Raw genomic sequence first — 20,582 nt, 5'->3', positions numbered from 1 at the left:
AAACCGCACTTTAATGAGTTCTATGCGGTAATAATTTATGTCCAATTGCGGATAAAATTGCCCCGCATACTACAACAAATGCGCCAATATAGCTAATATTATTCAATTCTGGGGCTGCAAAATCTACTGGGCTAAAATAATGGGCAATATGGGAAAATAGGATTGTGAAAAGAGGTACAAGAGTGATAACAACGCTGACTTTTGATACATCCCAACGATTAAGAGCTTCCGCATAAGAGCCGTATCCAATTAAGGTATTTAAACAGCAGTAAATAAAACAAATCAGAGCTAAAGGTGTGAGTTCTTGCACTTGCGAGAATTCAGCCATCGGCATAAAGACTATGGCACAACCTAAATACATCATTAGCAAGATTTGTTGTGAATTAAATTTACGTAACATTAATTTTTGCGCCATTCCATAAGCGACCCAAATAAGAGCGCCCCCTATACTTAAAATGACACCTGTTGAATACTTATTTAGTCCAGAAAATACAGCAAAACGATCATTAAAGAATAAACTTAGACCAATTAACAATAAGAAAAGCCCGAGCTTTTGGTGTAACCCTAATTTTTCTTTGAAGATCAGTACACCGCAGATGAGCATTCCAAAAGAGGATAAATGAATAAAAATTTGTGCAACTGACGGTTCAATGTAATTCAGCGAGCTACTAAATAATAGAAAATTGCCGGTAAGACCAATTACTCCAATAAGCATAATCCACGCATATTGGCGAACTTTCATTAATTCAGGTAATTGTTTTTTATAAGCAAGTAAAGCCAATAATGAAACTGCAGCAATAATGAAACGATACCATACGATAGTTTGCGCATTCATTACAGACAAAACTTGTTTCAAAGCAATAGGCAATGACCCCCAAGCCATTGCAGCAATAAGTGCAAAGGTAAAGCCTAGTAAAGGTTGTTGTTTCATTGCGTTCTCACTTATGTGAAATTAAGAAAGACAAAACGCCCCACAAAATTGTAGGGCGTTTCAATGGAATAGATTTTAAATTATTCAGTAACAATACTTACGTATTTACGGCTTTTCTCGCCTTTTACTTCAAATTTCACTTTACCATCTGCGGTTGCGAATAAGGTGTGATCTCTTCCCATTCCTACGTTATTACCTGCGTGGAATTTAGTACCACGTTGGCGAACAATAATACTACCTGCTAATACAGACTCGCCACCGAAACGTTTAACACCAAGGCGTTTAGCTTCAGAATCGCGACCGTTACGAGTTGAACCACCAGCTTTTTTAGTTGCCATCTACTTGATCTCCTCTGAAATTATGCTTGAATCCCAGTGATTTTCACTTCTGTGAACCACTGACGATGACCTTGTTGTTTACGGCTGTGTTTACGACGACGGAATTTAACGATTTTAACTTTCTCGCCACGACCTTGTGCAACAACTTCAGCCACTACTTTTGCGCCAGCAACTACTGGTGCACCAATTTTAACATCTTCACCATTAACGACCATCAACACAGAATCGAACTCAACTGTTTCGCCAGTTGCAAGTTCAAGTTTTTCTAAACGAACAACTTGACCTTCGCTCACACGGTGTTGTTTACCGCCACTTTGGAAAACTGCGTACATAAATACTCCGCTTAATTGTGTTTCCCTGCTTTTTAACAGTCCACACTTAAAAATTCATATAAAATAGGTGGCAAATTCTACGGAAAAATCCTACCTATGGCAAGAATTTATTTACAATAAAATAAAAAAATTCCCTTCATTTGCGGATTGATTTCAGAAAGTCTGAAAATTCGGGTAAAATGCACCGCACTTTTGACTAATAATTGATGAAAAAATGAAGAAACAAGATCTTATGAGCATAGACGAGATCCAAAAACTTGCAGATCCCGATATGCAAAAAGTTAATCAAAATATTCTTGCTCAGCTTAATTCAGATGTACCGCTAATAGGACAGTTAGGTTTTTATATTGTTCAAGGTGGCGGTAAGCGGATACGCCCGTTGATCGCAGTGCTTGCAGCTCGATCTTTAGGGTTCGAAGGATCTAATTCAATTACTTGTGCTACTTTTGTTGAATTTATTCATACCGCTTCTTTATTACACGATGATGTAGTAGATGAATCTGATATGCGTCGTGGGCGTGCTACGGCGAATGCTGAATTTGGCAATGCGGCGAGTGTGTTGGTAGGCGATTTTATTTATACGCGTGCATTTCAATTAGTTGCACAATTAGAATCATTGAAAATTTTAAGTATTATGGCGGATGCGACTAACGTTTTAGCGGAAGGCGAAGTTCAGCAGCTAATGAATGTTAATGATCCTGAAACGAGCGAAACTAATTATATGCGTGTAATTTATAGCAAAACTGCTCGTTTGTTTGAAGTGGCTGGTCAGGCTGCGGCAATTGTGGCAGGTGGGACTGAAGCTCAAGAAAAGGCTTTACAAGATTATGGGCGTTATCTTGGCACTGCATTCCAGCTCGTGGATGATGTATTGGATTATAGTGCAAATGCGCAAGCTCTAGGTAAAAATGTAGGCGATGATTTAGCTGAAGGAAAACCAACCCTTCCTCTGCTACATGCTATGCGTCATGGTAATGCTCAACAGGCAGCTTTAATTCGCGAAGCGATTGAGCAAGGCGGTAAACGTGAAGCTATTGATGAAGTATTAGCTATTATGGCTGAGCATAAGTCTTTAGATTATGCGATGAATCGTGCAAAAGAAGAGGCTCAAAAAGCAGTGGATGCAATCGAAATTTTGCTAGAAAGTGAATACAAACAAGCCTTGATTTCATTGGCATATTTGTCTGTGGATAGAAATTATTAGTCCATAATTTAGCTTATATACTTGAACCCATTAATTTTAATTAAACTTTATGAATACAGAACTTCAACCTAAACTAGAAATAAGTGCGGTCAATTTTCAAGCTAAACCGCGAAAACAAAAAATCCGTAAGGATCCTAACGCACCTTTTATTCGTGAAAAACTTGAGTTGCCAGATGGACACAATAAGCTCCTTTTGCATTCTTGTTGTGCGCCTTGCTCTGGCGAAGTGATGGAAGCAATTCTTGCATCAGGCATTGAATTTACAATTTATTTTTATAATCCAAACATTCATCCACTCAAAGAATATTTGATTCGTAAAGAAGAAAATATCCGTTTTGCAAAAAAATTTGGTATTCCATTTATTGATGCTGATTACGATCGTCAAAATTGGTTTGATCGTGCCAAAGGAATGGAGTGGGAGCCTGAAAGAGGCATTCGTTGTACTATGTGTTTTGATATGCGTTTTGAAAAAACGGCTGAATATGCACATAAACACGGTTTCCCTGTATTTACTAGTTGCTTGGGAATTTCTCGCTGGAAAGATATGAATCAAATCAATGGCTGTGGGCATCGTGCGGCGGAAAAATATGATGATGTTGTTTATTGGGATTATAACTGGCGCAAGGAAGGTGGTTCACAGCGTATGATTGAGATTAGTAAGCGTGAGCGATTCTATCAACAAGAATATTGCGGTTGTGTGTATTCTTTACGTGATAGTAATAAATGGCGAGAAGATACGGGTCGTCAAAAAATTGAAATCGGAAAATTATATTATAGTGCTGATTAAAAATAGAAAAATAAAGGTGCTGTTTCACAGAATTTGCTGAACAGCACCTTTTATTTAACTATTTTATCACTTCATCTTGATCATAATGATTAATTTTTAAACGTTGAAAATAATCTTTTGTTTCTTCAACGATCACTTTTCGCAATCCAATAAGCGCGATAAGATTTGGGAAAGCCATCAAACCATTTACAATATCGGCGATAATCCATATTAAATTTAAGTGTAAGAATGCCCCTAAACCAACCAATATAATATAGGTTAAGCGATATATTTTTATCGCACGAATACCCACAAGATAAACGAAACAACGTTCCCCGTAGTAACACCAACCTAAAATAGTCGTGAATGCAAAAAATAATAAGCCAACTGTTACAATCGTTGCACCAATTGATGTGCCTAAACCTTGTGCAAAGGCGTAGTTTGTTACTGTTGCACCCGCTAATTCAGGGTTATTCCAAGCTCCAGTTAATACCAATACAATCCCCGTCATCGTACAAACAATAATGGTATCCAAGAATGTTCCTGTCATAGAAATTAAACCTTGACGGACAGGCTCACGAGTTTGTGCCGCTGCGGCTGCAATTGGCGCACTTCCTAAACCTGATTCATTGGAGAAAATGCCTCTAGCGACGCCTGATTGAATCGCTTTCATTACAGTAAGCCCTACGACACCGCCTAATGCAGCTTGCGGATCAAAAGCACTATCAATAATCAATAAAATCGCATCTGGTACTTTTTCTATATTCAAAAGGATAATAACCAGTGAAGTCGTGACGTATAAAATCGCCATAAACGGCACAATTACTGATGATGTGGTTGCGATACGTTTAACTCCGCCAAGAATGATTAAGCCGACTAAAAGTGCAACAATAATTGCTGTAACTAAAATGGGAATGTTAAAAGTGTCTTGCATTGCGTGAGTAATTGCATTCACTTGTGGGAATGTACCTATTCCGAAAAAGGCCACCATTACACCAAATAATGCAAATAATTTTGCCAGCCATTTAATACCTAGTCCGCGTTCAATGTAATACATCGGGCCGCCAGCCATAAAGCCATTCTTATCACGAACACGATATTTAACTGCGAGTAAACATTCGGCATATTTTGTTGCCATTCCTAACAAAGCAACCAGCCACATCCAAAAAATAGCCCCTGGCCCACCTGCTTGTACCGCAGTTGCAACGCCCACAATATTACCCGTTCCAATTGTTGCTGCTAATGCGGTACAAAGTGCGGCAAAAGAGGAAACATCCCCTTTTCCACCTTTATCTTTTTTGAACAAATAACCTAGTGCGCGTGGTAAGTAGCGAATTTGAATAAAGCCTAAGCGTAACGTTAAATAGAGTCCTGTACCAGATAATAATATAAGTAGAGGTGCGCCCCAAATAAAGCTATCAATAGCTGAAAGAATTGACTCAATTGTCATGTGATTCCTCGTCGTTTAAATCAAAAATAAACACGACAAGAAGACGAAAAGATACAATGGAAAAGAAAGTGCGGTAAAAAATAAATAATTTCCACACTTACGATAGATTGCCTTTTGCCCCTGTCCTTTTGCCTGAGCGTTTGAAAAACGATTGAAAAATTAACCGCTCTTTTGCGCCTTCGGCGTCCATTTCTAAAATGGATCTCTCCAAGGGTTCGTCCAGTAACAGTCCCTGCCATCGCACCTGAAAGATTTTACATCGTCGGTGTGGGGTCAATTCCCCGCTCTCCAGCTACCTTCATCCGAACTCACTTTCCATTAGATACTGAAAAGTGTGCGGATTCTAACAAAATAGGAAATGAATTTCAAAAAGGAATTTTTATGTGGAAAAATCACTTTATTCAATATCTCCGCAAAAACGATAGCCTTCTCCATGTATAGTCATAATGATATTTGGAGTATTTGGATGATCTTCAAAATGTTTTCTGATACGTCGAATTGTGACATCTACGGTACGATCCTGAGGTTTTAACTCTCGTCCCGTCATTTTTTTCAGCAATTCTTCGCGCGTTTGCAATTTTCCTGGATTTTCACAGAAATGTAACATTGCACGAAATTCACTGCGAGGAAGTTTGAATTCTTGTCCTTCTGGTGTAATTAAACTGTGGCTATTTAGGTCTAATTTCCAACCATTAAAACGATAGAATTCTCGACCAAATGTATTTTCTTTTTCTTGATGCGACATTGTGCGATGCAATAGATTACGTGCGCGGATAGTCAGTTCTCTAGGGTTAAAAGGTTTGGTTAAATAATCGTCGGCACCAATTTCCAGACCTAAAATTTTATCCACTTCATTATCTCGACCAGTTAAAAAAATAAGAGGTAAGCTTAATTCTTCACGGAGTTCTCTTGCCAATAATAAGCCGTTTTTACCTGGTAAATTAATATCCATCACAACCAAATTAATATTATGATTTGCCAATATATGATGCATTTCAACACCATTTTCTGCTTCAAACACATCATATCCTTCCGCTTCAAAAATCCCTTTAAGCGTATTTCGAGTGACAATTTCATCTTCAACAACGAGAATTTTTGGAGTAGTCATTTTCCATCCTTATACTTATTTTGGCGTATGCTATCAAAGCTATCATTCTATCTGTGCAACATTATTGTAACAATAAAAAAGTGCGGTAATTTTTTACTTGATTTTCCTTTTTGTGATCTAAATCATAGTTTTAGGTATTCAACTTTCTTTATGATAGAATTTCGAGAATCTATATTTTTATACTCAATTCTATGAAAAAACTCTTTCTTTTTTTTACGCTGATTTTCACCGCTTTTGCGGCTAATTCAGGTTTATTCGATAAAAAACAAACCTTTTTAAAAGTAGATGATGCTTTTGCTTTTTCTGCTACTTTATCTACAGATAAAAGCCAGTTACAAGCCCATTGGGATATTGCCGATGGCTATTATTTGTATCAAGATAAAATTAGTGCTGAGTTAGTCGGTAAATCAAATCCTCTCTCTTTATATACCCAACAGGCGGCGGAGTTACATCAAGATCCTTATTTTGGCGAAGTAAAAGTTTTTACTCACTCAATTGATGGCATATTTAGGGGCACATTTAATAATGCTGATGATAAGGTTGAAATCACTTATCAAGGATGTACCGAAGGTTTTTGCTATCCGCCTGAAACTAAAGTATTACGAATTGGGGATTTAGCGGTTTCTCAAGAGCAAATTGTCGAAAAAACAGTTGAAAAAAATACCGCACTTTTATCTGAACAAGATCGTTTAGCTGATGGTTTATTCCATAGTAAATGGACAATTTTTGGTTTCTTTTTATTAGGATTGGGACTGGCTTTTACGCCTTGCGTATTGCCAATGTTACCGTTGCTTTCTGCTATTGTTATCGGTCAGCAACAACGTCCAAATATGATGCGAGCGTTTAGTTTAGCTTTTCTTTACGTTCAAGGCATGGCTCTGACTTACACTTTGTTAGGTCTTGCAGTGGCAGCCATCGGTTTACCGTTTCAAATCGCCTTGCAACATCCTTATGTGATGATCGGGCTTTCTATTTTATTTGTTGTGCTTGCCCTTTCAATGTTTGGCTTATTTACTATTCAATTGCCAAATAGCTTACAAAATAAATTGAATACATGGAGCCAAAAACAAACCTCAGGTGCTTTTGGCGGTTCCTTTGCGATGGGAATGATTGCTGGGCTGGTGGCATCGCCTTGTACATCTGCGCCACTTTCTGGTGCTTTACTTTATGTGGCGCAAAGTGGCGATTTATTCACAGGCGCTGCAACCCTTTATTTGCTCGCTCTTGGTATGGGCGTGCCGCTAATGTTAATCACATTGTTTGGTAATAAAATTTTGCCAAAATCAGGTGAGTGGATGAACACAGTGAAACAAACATTCGGCTTTGTGATGTTAGCGTTACCTGTGTTTTTACTTTCTCGAATTTTGCCTGAAGTATGGGAACCTCGCTTATGGGCTGGGTTAGCGACAGTATTTTTTATTTGGTTTGCGTTGCAGATGTCTAAGAACGGTTTTGGCTATGCTATTAAAATTATTAGTTTTGCGTTGGCTATGGTTACTGTACAACCCCTGCAAAATTGGATTTGGCAAACTCAAACTACAACACAAAGTGCGGTAGAAAATATGCCTGTTTCTCAAGTTAAATTTAAGCAAATTAAAAATACTGAAGAACTTGACCGCACTTTAGCGGAAAATCCGCATTCAATTGCTATGTTGGATTTATACGCGGATTGGTGTGTTGCTTGTAAAGAATTTGAAAAGCTGACGTTTTCAGATCCACAAGTGCAACAGCAATTTCAAAATATCTTATTGTTACAAGTGAATATGACAAAGAATAGCCCAGAAAATAAAGCATTAATGGAACGCTTTAATGTGATGGGATTGCCTACGATTTTATTTTTTGATCAGCAAAATAATGAAATTAAAGGAAGTAGAGTAACGGGCTTTATGGATGCTGATGCTTTTTCTAATTGGATTGAAAAGCTACTTTAGTTATTTTTTACTTTTGGTAAAAAGTATTTTTCAATTTTAATTATTGTTTGACTATCCGTTAAAGATTAATATGACGCCGTTTTAATTCATCTTTAAACAAAAGGAAAGCAAAATGAACAATCTTGAAAAATATCGCCCGTATTTCTTGGCATTTTTACGTATCGTTGTCGCTTATATGTTTATTTTACACGGCACGGCAAAATTTTTGGAATTTCCAATTTCTATGACTGGAGGAAATGGTGCAGTAGGCGATCCAATGCTACTAGTGGCAGGCGTAATTGAAATTGTTGGTTCCATTTTATTAATCTTAGGTTTATTTACACGCCAAGCTGCGTTTATTTTGTCAGGGGAAATGGCATATGCCTATTTCTTTATGCACGTAGCAGGAAAAGGAAATCTATTTTTCCCAATTGCAAATGGCGGCGAACTTGCATTACTTTACTCACTTCTCTTTCTATATTTTGTATTTTCTGGCGCAGGTGCTTGTGCTTTAGATAATAAGTTTTTTAAAAAGTAGTTTAGTTGTAGTTTCATAATTTTATCCTTATTTTTGCCCACATTTATGTGGGCTTTTTTATGCCTGAAATTTATCGTATTTTTACCGCACTTTAAGAAATTATATTTAATCTTTTCTATATTTAAGCAAACGTTTGCGTTATAATTCTCATCGCTTATTTTTAACTATTTAATGAAAGGAAAATACAATGGCAGATCGTCCAATTCGTCAGGCTTTACTGAGTGTGTCTGATAAAACGGGTATTGTAGAGTTTGCTCAAGGTTTAGTTAAACGTGGTGTAAAACTACTTTCAACAGGTGGAACGGCAAAACTTTTAGCACAAAATGGTTTACCTGTAATGGAAGTGTCTGATTACACAGGTTTCCCAGAAATGATGGACGGTCGAGTGAAAACCTTACATCCCAAAGTACATGGCGGGATTCTTGGTCGTCGTGGTACAGATGATGCCATTATGCAACAACATAGTATTGAAGGCATTGATATGGTTGTTGTGAATTTATATCCCTTTGCAGCTACCGTTGCTAAACCAGGTTGCACCTTGACTGATGCGGTAGAAAATATCGATATTGGGGGGCCAACAATGGTGCGTTCTGCGGCGAAAAACCATAAAGATGTAGCAATCGTAGTTAATAATAATGATTTTAACGCCATTCTTACAGAAATGGATAAACACCAAAACAGCCTAACTTTTGAAACTCGTTTTGACCTTGCGATTAAAGCATTTGAACATACCGCTCAATATGATTCTATGATTGCCAACTATTTCGGTCAGCTAGTAAAACCTTATCATATTGCAGAGGAAGAAGAGGCGAATGCGAAGTGCGGTCAATTCCCACGAACTTTAAACCTTAACTTCGTGCGTAAACAGACTATGCGTTACGGCGAAAACGCCCATCAAAATGCGGCATTTTATGTTGATTTAAATGTGAAAGAAGCGAGCGTGGCTACAGCTAATCAACTGCAAGGTAAAGCCTTGTCTTACAATAATATTGCCGACACTGATGCAGCACTTGAATGCGTGAAAGAATTTGACGATCCAGCTTGCGTAATCGTTAAACATGCCAATCCATGTGGTGTGGCGTTAGGTAAAGATATTTTAGACGCTTATAATCGCGCTTACCAAACCGATCCAACGTCTGCATTTGGCGGAATTCTTGCTTTTAACCGTGAATTAGATGAAAAAACAGCAAATGAAATTGTGGAACGCCAATTCGTCGAAGTGATTATTGCACCGAAAGTTTCTGCTGAAGCGCAAGAAGTAATGCAACGCAAGAAAAATGTCCGTTTGCTTGAATGTGGAGGATTGACCTCACGTTCTGAACGTTTAGATTTCAAACGTGTAAATGGTGGTTTATTAGTACAAGATGCTGATTTAGGTATGGTTGGTTTGGATGATTTAAAAGTGGTGAGTAAACGTCAGCCAACTGAACAAGAATTAAAAGACTTATTGTTCTGCTGGAAAGTGGCAAAATTTGTGAAATCTAATGCCATTGTTTACGCTAAAGATAATCAAACTGTTGGCATTGGTGCAGGTCAAATGAGCCGCGTATATTCTGCGAAGATTGCAGGTATTAAAGCACAAGATGAAGGTTTAAAAGTGGCTGGTTGTGTGATGGCATCTGATGCTTTCTTCCCATTCCGTGATGGCATTGATGCAGCGGCGAAAGTGGGGATTCAATGTGTGATCCATCCAGGTGGATCAATGCGCGATCAAGAAGTCATTGATGCGGCGGATGAACATAATATGGTGATGGTATTGACTGGGATGCGACATTTTAGACATTAATTTATCTAACTATTCCCTCTTTACAAAAGAGAGGGAATTGCAGGTAAAAAATAGCCGCACTTTTTTTAAATTAGGCATACGCAAGGACTACAACATGGACATCCTCATCATCGGAAACGGCGGTCGTGAACACGCCTTGGCTTGGAAAGCTGCACAATCTCCATTAGCAGATAAAGTTTTTGTCGCATCGGGTAACACTGGTACTGCATTGGAACACAAAGTAGAAAACGTGAATATTTCTGCGACAGATATTCCCGCATTAGTGAAATTTGCTCAAGATAAACAAATTGGATTAACCATTGTTGGTCCTGAAGCCCCCTTAGTGATTGGGGTAGTTGATGCATTTCGTGAAGCTGGATTGAAGATTTTTGGGCCAACTAAAGCGGCTGCGCAATTGGAAGGTTCAAAGGCATTCACTAAAGATTTCCTTGCTCGTCATAAAATTCCAACAGCGGAATATCAAAACTTTACCGAAGTCGAACCAGCATTGGCGTACTTACGTGAGAAAGGCGCACCAATTGTCGTTAAAGCGGATGGTTTGGCGGCGGGTAAAGGCGTAATCGTTGCGATGACATTGCAAGAAGCCGAAGATGCAGTACGTGATATGCTTTCTGGTAATGCCTTTGGCGAAGCGGGCAGCCGAGTAGTGATTGAAGAATTTCTAGATGGCGAAGAAGCAAGTTTTATCGTCATGGTAGATGGTAAAAACGTAGAACCTATGGCGACTAGCCAAGATCATAAACGCGTGGGCGAAAATGATACGGGGTTAAATACAGGCGGTATGGGCGCGTATTCGCCTGCACCAGTAGTAACACCCGAAATTCATAGTCGCATTATGAAGGAAGTGATTTACCCAACCGTTAATGGCATGGCAGCGGAAGGCAATGTTTACACGGGTTTCCTATATGCAGGATTAATGATTATGCCAAATGGGCAGCCGAAAGTGATCGAATTTAACTGCCGTTTTGGCGATCCAGAAACGCAGCCAATAATGCTACGTCTCAAATCAGACCTTGTTGAACTCTGTCTTAAAGCATGTGACGGCAAATTAGATGAAGTAATATCACAATGGGATCCACGAGCTTCTTTAGGTATCGTATTGGCTGCAGAGGGGTACCCAAAAGATTATCGTAAAGGCGATGAAATCAGCGGATTGCCTAAAAGTGCGGTCAAAAACGAGAAAGTTTTCTTAGCGGGTGTCGCAGAACAAGAAGGCAAGCTAGTCACAAACGGCGGTCGTGTACTTTGTGTGACTGCATTAGGTGAAAGCGTATTTGAGGCACAACAGAAAGCGTTAAAACTGGCTGAGCAAATTCAATGGTCTGGGCGTTTTTATCGTCGAGATATTGGTTACAGGGCTGTGGAACGAGAGTTGCAAAAATAATCCATATCATTATGATGAATTAATTTCATTTAAGTGATGAAAATTTAGGAATGAAATTTTAATTAAATTTTTATCCATAAACAGTTAAACTATCTGCCATAAATTACATAAGAGGAGAACACAATGTTTACAAGAAATATGACTATCGCTGATTACGATCCGGTATTGTGGCAAGCGATCCAAGATGAAAATCGTCGTCAAGAAGAACATATCGAACTCATTGCATCTGAAAACTATGCGAGTCCGCGTGTGATGGAAGCTCAAGGTTCACAATTCACTAATAAATACGCAGAAGGCTATCCAGGTAAACGTTATTACGGTGGTTGTGAGTATGCTGACATTGTGGAACAGTTAGCAATTGACCGTGCGAAAGAATTATTTGGTGCAGATTACGTGAATGTTCAACCGCACTCTGGCTCACAAGCAAACGCTGCAGTGTATGGTGCATTGATTAATGCAGGCGATACTATTTTAGGTATGGATTTGGCTCACGGTGGGCACTTAACTCACGGTGCAAAAGTCAGTTTCTCTGGCAAAATTTATAACTCCGTACTTTATGGAATTACTGCGGATGGCTTAATTGATTATGAAGATGTTCGTCAAAAAGCATTAGAATGTAAACCAAAACTTATCGTTGCGGGTTTCTCGGCTTATTCACAAGTTGTGGATTGGGCGAAAATGCGTGAAATCGCAGATGAAGTGGGGGCGTATTTATTTGTCGATATGGCACACGTAGCAGGATTAATTGCAGCGGGTTTATATCCAAATCCACTTCCGCACGCACATGTTGTAACCACTACTACCCACAAAACATTAGGCGGTCCGCGTGGCGGTTTAATTCTTTCATCTTGTGGTGATGAAGAAATCTACAAAAAATTACAATCATCCGTCTTCCCTGCAAATCAAGGTGGTCCATTAGTTCATATTATTGCGGCAAAAGCAGTTTGCTTTAAAGAAGCATTAGAGCCTCAATATAAAGCATACCAAGCAAATGTAATCAAAAATGCGAAAGCAATGGTTGAGGTATTTAAACAACGTGGTTATGATGTTGTGTCAAATGGTACTGAAAACCACTTGTTCTTAGTAAGTTTTATTAAACAAGGATTAACAGGTAAAGCAGCAGATGCAGCTTTAGGCAAAGCAAATATTACCGTGAATAAAAATGCAGTACCAAATGATCCGCAAAAACCATTCGTCACTTCTGGTATCCGTGTAGGTACACCATCGGTAACTCGCCGTGGTTTCAATGAAAATGATGTGCGTGAATTAGCTGGCTGGATGTGTGATGTTTTAGATGCTTTAGGCAAAGAAAATGAAGAACAAGTGATTGCTGAAACTAAAGAAAAAGTATTAGCAATTTGTAAACGTCTTCCAGTTTATCCGAAATGATTTATTTTATTTCGTTGATTATATGGTTAGCGGCGATTAATATCGCCGCTTATTTTTTATGGGAAATTATATGAGTTATATTGTTGGCTTAACTGGTGGCATTGGTAGTGGTAAAACAACGATTGCTAATTTATTTGCTGATCTTGGCGTACCTCTAGTGGATGCGGATGTGGTTGCTAGAGAAGTCGTCGCGAAAGATTCCCCCTTATTGTCAAAAATTGTTGAACATTTTGGTGCTCAAATTTTAACGGATCAAGGAGAACTTAATCGTGCAGCTTTACGTGAAATAGTGTTTCATCATGATGAAGAAAAACAGTGGTTAAATAATCTCTTACATCCCGCTATTCGTGAACGTATGAAACAACAACTCGCTGAACAAACTGTGCCTTACACATTATTTGTCGTCCCTTTATTAATAGAAAATAAATTGACCGCACTTTGTGATCGTATTTTGGTGGTGGATGTAAGTCCACAAACTCAACTTGCTCGTTCAGCTCAACGAGATAATAATAATTTTGAGCAAATTCAACGAATTATGAATTCTCAAGTTTCTCAACAAGAGCGTTTAAAATGGGCGGATGATGTGATTAACAATGATTCTGATCTGGCTCAAAACTTACCGCACTTGCAGAAAAAGGTGCTAGAATTGCACCAGTTTTATTTACAACAAGCGGAAAATAAAAATGTCTGACGAAATAATTGAAGTACCTTGTCCGATTTGCCAAAAATCTGTGCCTTGGACAAATGAAAGTACTTTTCGACCTTTTTGTAGCAAACGTTGCCAGTTAATCGATCTTGGCGAATGGGCGGCTGAAGAAAAAGCGATTCCAAGTGATACTGCTGATTTTGCAATGGATCCAAATGTGAGTGACGAATGGAGCATTAAATAGAGATTAACCGATAGGAAACCCTATCGGTTAATTTTTATAAGTGCGGTGCTTTTTTGAGGATTTTTCCTAAAAATGCTATGCTAAACGTAATTTTATTATTCTAAAATGTGATTTTTATGCAACAAGATTATTTAAGCCAACAACGATTCTCCGATCTTTCTCTACATCCGATTGTACGAGATGCTTTGGTAAAAAAAGGCTTTGATTTTTGTACCCCAATTCAGGCTTTATCCTTGCCTATCAGTTTAAATGGACGAGATGTCGCAGGACAAGCTCAAACTGGTACAGGCAAGACAATGGCTTTTTTAACGGCTACTTTTCACCATCTTTTAACTCACCAAGATCCTAATCTGGAATATCCTCACCCAAGAGCTTTGATTTTAGCACCTACTCGAGAATTAGCGGTGCAGATTAGTAATGACGCTAAATTTCTTGCAAAAGCGAGTGGATTAAAGACCGCACTTGCCTATGGTGGCGATGGTTATGACAAACAACTACAAGCGATTGAGCGTGGCGTAGATATTTTGATTGGTACGACGGGGCGAGTCATTGATTATGTAAAACAAGGCGTAATTAGTTTAGATGAAATTCAAGTTGTCGTGCTAGATGAAGCGGATCGAATGTTCGATCTTGGATTTATCCGTGATATTCGTTATTTATTGCGTAAATGCCCCGTTCCGCAATCTCGTTTAACGATGTTATTTTCAGCGACGCTTTCTTATAAAGTGCGTGAATTAGCATTCGAGGATATGAATGACCCTGAATATATTGAAATTGAACCGGAACAAAAAACAGGTCATCGCATTAAAGAAGAACTTTTTTATCCATCTAATCAGGATAAAATGGCACTTCTCTTAACCTTAATGGAAGATGAATGGCCTGAGCGTTGTATTGTGTTTGCGAATACGAAACATCGTTGTGAAGAAATTTGGGGTTATTTGGCTGCTGATGGGCATCGTGTCGGTTTACTGACTGGCGATGTAGCACAGAAAAAACGTTTATCGTTATTAAAACAATTTACTGATGGTGATTTGGATATTTTAGTGGCAACAGATGTGGCCGCTCGTGGCTTGCATATTTCTGATGTGACGCATGTTTTCAATTATGATTTACCCGATGATAGAGAAGATTATGTTCACCGAATCGGCCGCACTGGACGAGCAGGGGAAAGTGGTGTTTCGATTAGTTTCGCTTGTGAAGAATATGCGATGAATTTACCAGCAATTGAAGAATATATTGGCCATTCTATCCCTGTGAGCCAATATGAAACAGAAGCCTTGCTTGAACTGCCGAAACCGTATCGGTTAAAACGTGCGGTGCCACCGCAAGGACATACAAGACATCGTTCTTATCACACAAAATAGGTGGGCTTCAGTCCACGCGTTTATTTAATGATGAAAAGTGCGGTTAATTTTGACTGCATTTTATATTCCTATTTTTTATATCCTCCTTTGTTCATCATTCATCTTGTGGGTTTACGGCTTACCTACAGATAAGTATTGTTACGTTTTTTGTTTTTTAACTTGCCAAAAAACAAAAAATAAATAAAATGAACGCTCATTCATTTTTGAGCAATTATTGCTCCTTATTTTACTCAAGGATCTTATGCGACAAGCTAAAACAGACTTAGCCGAACAGATTTTTTCAGCGACAGATCGTTTAATGGCAAGAGAAGGGTTGAATCAACTTTCTATGCACAAACTTGCGAAAGAAGCAAATGTGGCCGCAGGAACGATTTACCTTTATTTTAAAAACAAAGATGAGTTGCTCGAACAATTTGCACACAGAGTGTTTTCAATGTTTATGGCAACGCTTGAAAAAGATTTTGATGAAACTAAGCCTTTTTTCGAACAGTATCGACAAATGTGGAAAAACATTTGGTATTTCTTACAAGAAAATCCCACTATTCTATCCAATTTAAAGCAATATGAATCTTTGCCGAATTTCAAGGATATTTGTAAAAACATTAAAAATTGCCGTTGGGATTTATTTTGTCATCAAGCACAAAAAGCTGGCTTATTAGCGGAATTATCTGAAGATATTCTCTTTTTATTAAGTTTGAAAACGGCGATAAATTTAGCCTCTGATGCAAAATTTATCGATTTCGATCTTAAGCCTGAAATTTTAGAATCTGTGATTGAACGCTCTTGGCGTGCGATTCAGAAATAATTGTTGTTATTTTTATAACGGAGCTTTAAACATGAGTCAAACTCAACATCAAAGACCAAAACGCTCACATATTTTCTTGATGAAAATAATTTTAGTGGTATTTGTCTTAATTTTTGTCGGTGTCATCGGTTTTAATATGATAAAAGGCGTAATGATAAGCCGAGCAATTGCAGAAATGCCAGAACCTTCAAGCCCAGTGACCGCACTTGAAGTACAACCACGTGAGTGGACGCCAGTTATTAACACAACAGGTCTTGTGCGTCCAAATCAAGGTGTGATGCTCAGTACACAAAATGCGGGCGCGGTTTCACAAGTACTTGTTCAAAATGGACAAAATGTGAAAAAAGGTGAGGTGCTTGTGGAACTTGATAGTTCTGTTGAACGAGCTAATCTACAAGCTGCTCAGGCACAATTATCAGCACTTCGTCAAACTTACCAACGTTATGTGGGCTTATTAAATAGCAATGCTGTATCACGTCAAGAAATGGATAACGCAAAATCGGCTTATGATGCTCAAGTAGCTAGTATTGAATCTCTAAAAGCAGCAATTGAACGTCGTAAAATTGTTGCGCCATTTGATGGCAAAGCAGGTATTGTGAAAGTAAACGTTGGTCAATATGTGAATGTTGGAACAGAAATTGTGCGTGTAGAAGATACTAGCTCAATGAAAGTGGATTTTGCTCTTTCACAAAATGATTTAGATAAATTACATATCGGTCAGCGCGTTACAGCGACAACAGATGCTCGCTTGGGCGAAACATTTTCAGCTCGAATCACTGCGATTGAACCTGCCATTAATTCATCAACAGGTTTAGTTGATGTTCAGGCTACTTTTGATTCTGAAGATGGGCATAAATTGCTTTCAGGTATGTTCTCTCGCTTACGCATTGCACTTCCAACTGAAACAAATCAAGTTGTCGTTCCACAAGTAGCTATTAGCTACAATATGTATGGCGAAATTGCCTATTTACTTGAACCATTATCTGAAGAAGAAAAAGGAAAAATGTCAGGTAATGAAAAATTGGATCGTCTCTATCGTGCGAAACAGATCACCGTATTTACTAAAGATCGTCAAGGTGTTCATGCTCAATTACAGGGAAATGAAGTTAAAGCGGGAGATAAAATTATTACAGGCGGTCAGCAAGGTATTGGTAATGGAAGTCTTGTGGAATGGATTAAAAAAGACATTGTGGGTGCAGTAGAGCCTGCACATAAAACACCACTTTAATGTATGAGGAAATCCGAATGAAATTTACCGATATATTTATTCGTCGTCCTGTTTTAGCAGTTTCAATTAGTTTGTTAATGATTATTTTAGGGTTGCAAGCAATCTCGAAATTGGCAGTGCGTGAATACCCTAAAATGACTACTACAGTCATTACAGTGAGTACCGCATATCCAGGGGCAGATGCGAATTTAATCCAAGCATTTGTTACGTCAAAATTGGAAGAATCTATCGCGCAAGCCGATAATATTGATTATATGTCTTCGACTAGTGCGCCTAGTAGTTCGACTATTACAATAAAAATGAAATTAAATACCGATCCTGCAGGAGCGTTAGCAGATGTGTTAGCCAAAGTGAATGCAGTAAAGTCAGCATTACCAAATGGTATTGAAGATCCTAGTGTATCCTCTTCTTCAGGTGGGAGCGGTATTATGTATATCAGTTTCCGATCTAAAAAACTAGATTCTAGTCAGGTAACTGATTACATCAATCGTGTAGTCAAACCACAGTTGTTTACCATTGAAGGTGTTGCCGAAGTACAGGTATTTGGTGCAGCTGAATATGCATTACGTATTTGGCTTGATCCACAAAAAATGGCAGCTCAAAATCTTTCTGTGCCAACAGTGATGTCTGCGCTTTCTGCAAATAATGTACAAACGGCTGCGGGGAACGATAATGGCTATTATGTGAGTTATCGTAATAAAGTGGAGACTACAACGAAATCAGTGGAACAACTCAGCAACTTAATTATTTCATCAAATGGCGATGATTTAGTGCGTTTGCGTGATATTGCAACCGTTGAATTAAATAAAGAAAGTGATAATTCGCGTGCTACGGCAAATGGCGCAGAGTCCGTTGTGTTAGCCATCAATCCAACCTCAACAGCAAACCCTTTGACTGTCGCAGAAAAAATTCGCCCTTTATATGAAAGTATAAAAACACAACTGCCAGACAGTATGGAAAGCGATATTCTTTATGACCGCACTATTGCCATTAATAGCTCTATTCACGAGGTCATAAAAACTATTGGTGAAGCTACTTTGATCGTTTTAGTAGTAATTTTAATGTTTATCGGTTCGTTCCGTGCCATTTTAATTCCAATATTGGCTATTCCAATTTCTCTTATTGGCGTATTAATGCTGCTACAAAGTTTCAACTTTTCTATTAATTTAATGACCTTGCTTGCTTTAATTCTTGCCATAGGTTTAGTCGTAGATGATGCTATTGTGGTGCTGGAGAATATTGATCGTCATATTAAAGCGGGAGAAACGCCATTCCGAGCAGCAATTATTGGTACGCGTGAAATTGCAGTCCCTGTTATTTCTATGACTATTGCGTTGATCGCGGTTTATTCGCCAATGGCTTTAATGGGCGGCATTACCGGCACATTGTTTAAAGAGTTTGCTTTAACCCTTGCTGGTGCAGTATTTATTTCTGGTGTTGTGGCATTAACGTTATCGCCAATGATGAGTAGTAAGTTACTCAAATCCAATGCTAAACCAACATGGATGGAAGAACGCGTAGAACATACCTTAGGTAAAGTAAATCGTGTTTACGAATACATGCTTGATCTCGTTATGCTCAATCGTAAATCAATGCTGGCTTTTGCGGTCGTGATTTTCTCAACGCTCCCATTTTTGTTTAATTCACTTTCTAGTGAATTAACGCCAAATGAAGATAAAGGCGCATTTATTGCAATTGGTAACGCGCCATCTAGCGTAAATGTGGATTACATTCAAAATGCAATGCAACCATATATGAAAAATGTAATGGAAACACCCGAAGTCTCTTTTGGTATGAGCATTGCTGGCGCGCCAACTTCTAATAGCTCGTTAAATATCATCACATTGAAAGATTGGAAAGAACGTTCACGTAAACAATCCGCAATAATGAATGAAATTAATGAAAAAGCAAAATCAATTCCAGAAGTGTCAGTATCAGCATTTAACATTCCTGAAATTGATACAGGGGAACAAGGCGCTCCAGTCTCTATTGTATTGAAAACTGCACAAGATTATAAATCTTTGGCAAACACCGCAGAGAAATTCCTCAGTGCGATGAAAGCCTCTGGCAAATTTATTTATACAAATTTAGATTTGACCTATGACACGGCACAAATGACAATTTCAGTAGATAAAGAAAAAGCGGGAACTTACGGCATCACGATGCAACAAATCAGTAATACTTTAGGGAGTTTCTTATCTGGTGCGACAGTTACGCGTGTGGATGTGGATGGGCGTGCTTATAAAGTCATTTCGCAGGTAAAACGAGATGATCGCTTATCGCCAGAAAGTTTCCAAAATTATTATTTAACTGCATCTAATGGTCAATCAGTGCCATTAAGTAGTGTTATTAGTATGAAATTAGAAACTCAGCCAACATCATTACCGCGTTTCAGCCAATTAAATTCGGCTGAAATCAGTGCTGTACCAATGCCGGGTACATCAAGTGGTGATGCCATTGCTTGGCTTCAACAACATGCAACAGACAATTTACCGCAAGGCTATACGTTTGATTTTAAATCTGAAGCACGTCAATTAGTCCAAGAAGGCAACGCATTAGCCGTCACTTTTGCATTGGCTGTTATCATCATATTCTTGGTACTTGCCATTCAGTTTGAATCTATACGTGACCCAATGGTAATTATGATTTCCGTACCATTAGCCGTAAGTGGTGCATTGGTGAGCTTAAATATTTTATCCTTCTTTAGCATCGCAGGAACAACATTAAATATCTACTCTCAAGTTGGGTTGATTACTCTCGTGGGATTAATCACCAAACACGGTATCTTAATGTGCGAAGTGGCAAAAGAAGAACAGTTAAACTATGGTAAAACTCGTATTGAGGCAATCACTCACGCGGCAAAAGTGCGTTTGCGTCCAATTCTAATGACAACTGCTGCAATGGTAGCTGGCTTAATTCCATTACTCTATGCAACAGGTGCAGGAGCGGTATCTCGCTTTAGTATTGGGATAGTGATTGTAGCGGGATTATCCATTGGTACTATTTTTACCTTGTTCGTCTTGCCTGTGGTATATAGCTATGTCGCAACTGAACACAAACCATTACCGGTTTTTGATGAAAATAAAACAACCCACTAATTAAAACATAGAAAAAACAAACCGCACTTAGGTTATCTTACGTAATTCGTACTTCGTACTT

Annotated in this window: 18 protein-coding genes and 1 riboswitch; of the genes, 13 read left to right on the top strand and 5 right to left on the bottom strand. The window is 38.5% G+C overall.

What is annotated here, in order from left to right; all coding sequences use genetic code 11:
* Positions 1-10: 10 nt before the first annotated feature.
* The 3 genes from K6J66_RS00600 to rplU form a co-directional block, all read right to left on the bottom strand.
* The gene (locus tag K6J66_RS00600) at positions 11-931 is read right to left on the bottom strand and encodes a DMT family transporter (RefSeq protein WP_005655779.1); all 921 of its coding nucleotides are present in this window, start codon (positions 929-931) and stop codon (positions 11-13) included.
* Positions 932-1,011: 80 nt separating this feature from the next.
* Positions 1,012-1,269 carry a 50S ribosomal protein L27 gene (gene rpmA / locus K6J66_RS00595; RefSeq protein ID WP_005539872.1) on the bottom strand — a complete coding sequence of 86 codons (258 nt, stop codon included), beginning with the start codon at positions 1,267-1,269 and terminating at the stop codon, positions 1,012-1,014.
* A gap of 20 nt (positions 1,270-1,289) precedes the next feature.
* Positions 1,290-1,601 carry a 50S ribosomal protein L21 gene (rplU, locus tag K6J66_RS00590; RefSeq protein WP_005655781.1) on the bottom strand — a complete coding sequence of 104 codons (312 nt, stop codon included), beginning with the start codon at positions 1,599-1,601 and terminating at the stop codon, positions 1,290-1,292.
* A 214-nt stretch (positions 1,602-1,815) separates the two neighbouring features.
* Between rplU and ispB the strand changes: the two genes are divergently transcribed.
* Positions 1,816-2,805 carry an octaprenyl diphosphate synthase gene (ispB, locus tag K6J66_RS00585; RefSeq protein ID WP_038440145.1) on the top strand — a complete coding sequence of 330 codons (990 nt, stop codon included), beginning with the start codon at positions 1,816-1,818 and terminating at the stop codon, positions 2,803-2,805.
* 49 nt (positions 2,806-2,854) lie between these two features.
* Positions 2,855-3,592 carry an epoxyqueuosine reductase QueH gene (locus K6J66_RS00580; RefSeq protein ID WP_005655786.1) on the top strand — a complete coding sequence of 246 codons (738 nt, stop codon included), beginning with the start codon at positions 2,855-2,857 and terminating at the stop codon, positions 3,590-3,592.
* Between the two features lie 58 nt (positions 3,593-3,650).
* Here K6J66_RS00580 and K6J66_RS00575 read toward each other — a convergent pair whose 3' ends face one another.
* Together K6J66_RS00575 and arcA are read right to left on the bottom strand one after the other, a co-directional pair.
* On the bottom strand, positions 3,651-5,021 hold the full coding sequence (locus K6J66_RS00575; protein ID WP_038440144.1) for an alanine/glycine:cation symporter family protein: 1,371 nt from the start codon (positions 5,019-5,021) through the stop codon (positions 3,651-3,653).
* Positions 5,022-5,131: 110 nt separating this feature from the next.
* A riboswitch (glycine riboswitch) is annotated at positions 5,132-5,242 on the bottom strand.
* Between the two features lie 176 nt (positions 5,243-5,418).
* A complete protein-coding gene (arcA, locus tag K6J66_RS00570; RefSeq protein WP_005659073.1) occupies positions 5,419-6,129 on the bottom strand; it encodes a two-component system response regulator ArcA in 711 nt (236 codons plus the stop codon).
* Between the two features lie 191 nt (positions 6,130-6,320).
* Between arcA and K6J66_RS00565 the strand changes: the two genes are divergently transcribed.
* The 11 genes from K6J66_RS00565 (at position 6,321) to acrB (ending at position 20,521) form a co-directional block, all read left to right on the top strand.
* On the top strand, positions 6,321-8,060 hold the full coding sequence (locus K6J66_RS00565; RefSeq protein ID WP_038440143.1) for a protein-disulfide reductase DsbD: 1,740 nt from the start codon (positions 6,321-6,323) through the stop codon (positions 8,058-8,060).
* Positions 8,061-8,172: 112 nt separating this feature from the next.
* Positions 8,173-8,577 (top strand): DoxX family protein, encoded by a 405-nt coding sequence (locus K6J66_RS00560; protein WP_005655793.1) that lies wholly within the window; start codon positions 8,173-8,175, stop codon positions 8,575-8,577.
* Positions 8,578-8,764: 187 nt separating this feature from the next.
* A complete protein-coding gene (purH, locus tag K6J66_RS00555) occupies positions 8,765-10,363 on the top strand; it encodes a bifunctional phosphoribosylaminoimidazolecarboxamide formyltransferase/IMP cyclohydrolase (RefSeq protein WP_038440142.1) in 1,599 nt (532 codons plus the stop codon).
* Positions 10,364-10,457: 94 nt separating this feature from the next.
* The gene (purD, locus tag K6J66_RS00550) at positions 10,458-11,747 is read left to right on the top strand and encodes a phosphoribosylamine--glycine ligase (protein WP_038440141.1); all 1,290 of its coding nucleotides are present in this window, start codon (positions 10,458-10,460) and stop codon (positions 11,745-11,747) included.
* A 123-nt stretch (positions 11,748-11,870) separates the two neighbouring features.
* Entirely contained in the window at positions 11,871-13,136 is a 1,266-nt protein-coding gene (glyA, locus tag K6J66_RS00545) for a serine hydroxymethyltransferase (RefSeq protein WP_005631268.1), read from the top strand.
* Between the two features lie 70 nt (positions 13,137-13,206).
* Entirely contained in the window at positions 13,207-13,827 is a 621-nt protein-coding gene (coaE, locus tag K6J66_RS00540; protein WP_038440140.1) for a dephospho-CoA kinase, read from the top strand.
* Positions 13,820-14,026, top strand: a complete 207-nt coding sequence (gene yacG, locus K6J66_RS00535) for a DNA gyrase inhibitor YacG (protein ID WP_005645697.1) — start codon at positions 13,820-13,822, stop codon at positions 14,024-14,026. The genes coaE and yacG overlap by 8 nt, the downstream gene beginning before the upstream one ends.
* Positions 14,027-14,142: 116 nt before the next feature.
* Positions 14,143-15,390: an ATP-dependent RNA helicase RhlB gene (gene rhlB / locus K6J66_RS00530; RefSeq protein WP_038440139.1), complete on the top strand. Its 1,248-nt coding sequence runs from the start codon at positions 14,143-14,145 to the stop codon at positions 15,388-15,390.
* Between the two features lie 241 nt (positions 15,391-15,631).
* Positions 15,632-16,195, top strand: a complete 564-nt coding sequence (gene acrR / locus K6J66_RS00525; RefSeq protein WP_005651448.1) for an efflux transporter AcrAB transcriptional repressor AcrR — start codon at positions 15,632-15,634, stop codon at positions 16,193-16,195.
* A 31-nt stretch (positions 16,196-16,226) separates the two neighbouring features.
* On the top strand, positions 16,227-17,423 hold the full coding sequence (gene acrA, locus K6J66_RS00520; protein ID WP_192876828.1) for a multidrug efflux RND transporter periplasmic adaptor subunit AcrA: 1,197 nt from the start codon (positions 16,227-16,229) through the stop codon (positions 17,421-17,423).
* A gap of 17 nt (positions 17,424-17,440) precedes the next feature.
* Positions 17,441-20,521, top strand: a complete 3,081-nt coding sequence (gene acrB, locus K6J66_RS00515; protein ID WP_038440137.1) for a multidrug efflux RND transporter permease subunit AcrB — start codon at positions 17,441-17,443, stop codon at positions 20,519-20,521.
* Positions 20,522-20,582: the final 61 nt, after the last annotated feature.

The sequence above is a fragment of the Haemophilus influenzae genome (genome assembly GCF_019703545.1).
GTDB classification, from domain to species: Bacteria; Pseudomonadota; Gammaproteobacteria; order Enterobacterales; family Pasteurellaceae; genus Haemophilus; species Haemophilus influenzae_E.
Note: the sequence above shows the minus strand (reverse complement) of the source record. Positions and strands in the feature narration are given on the sequence as shown.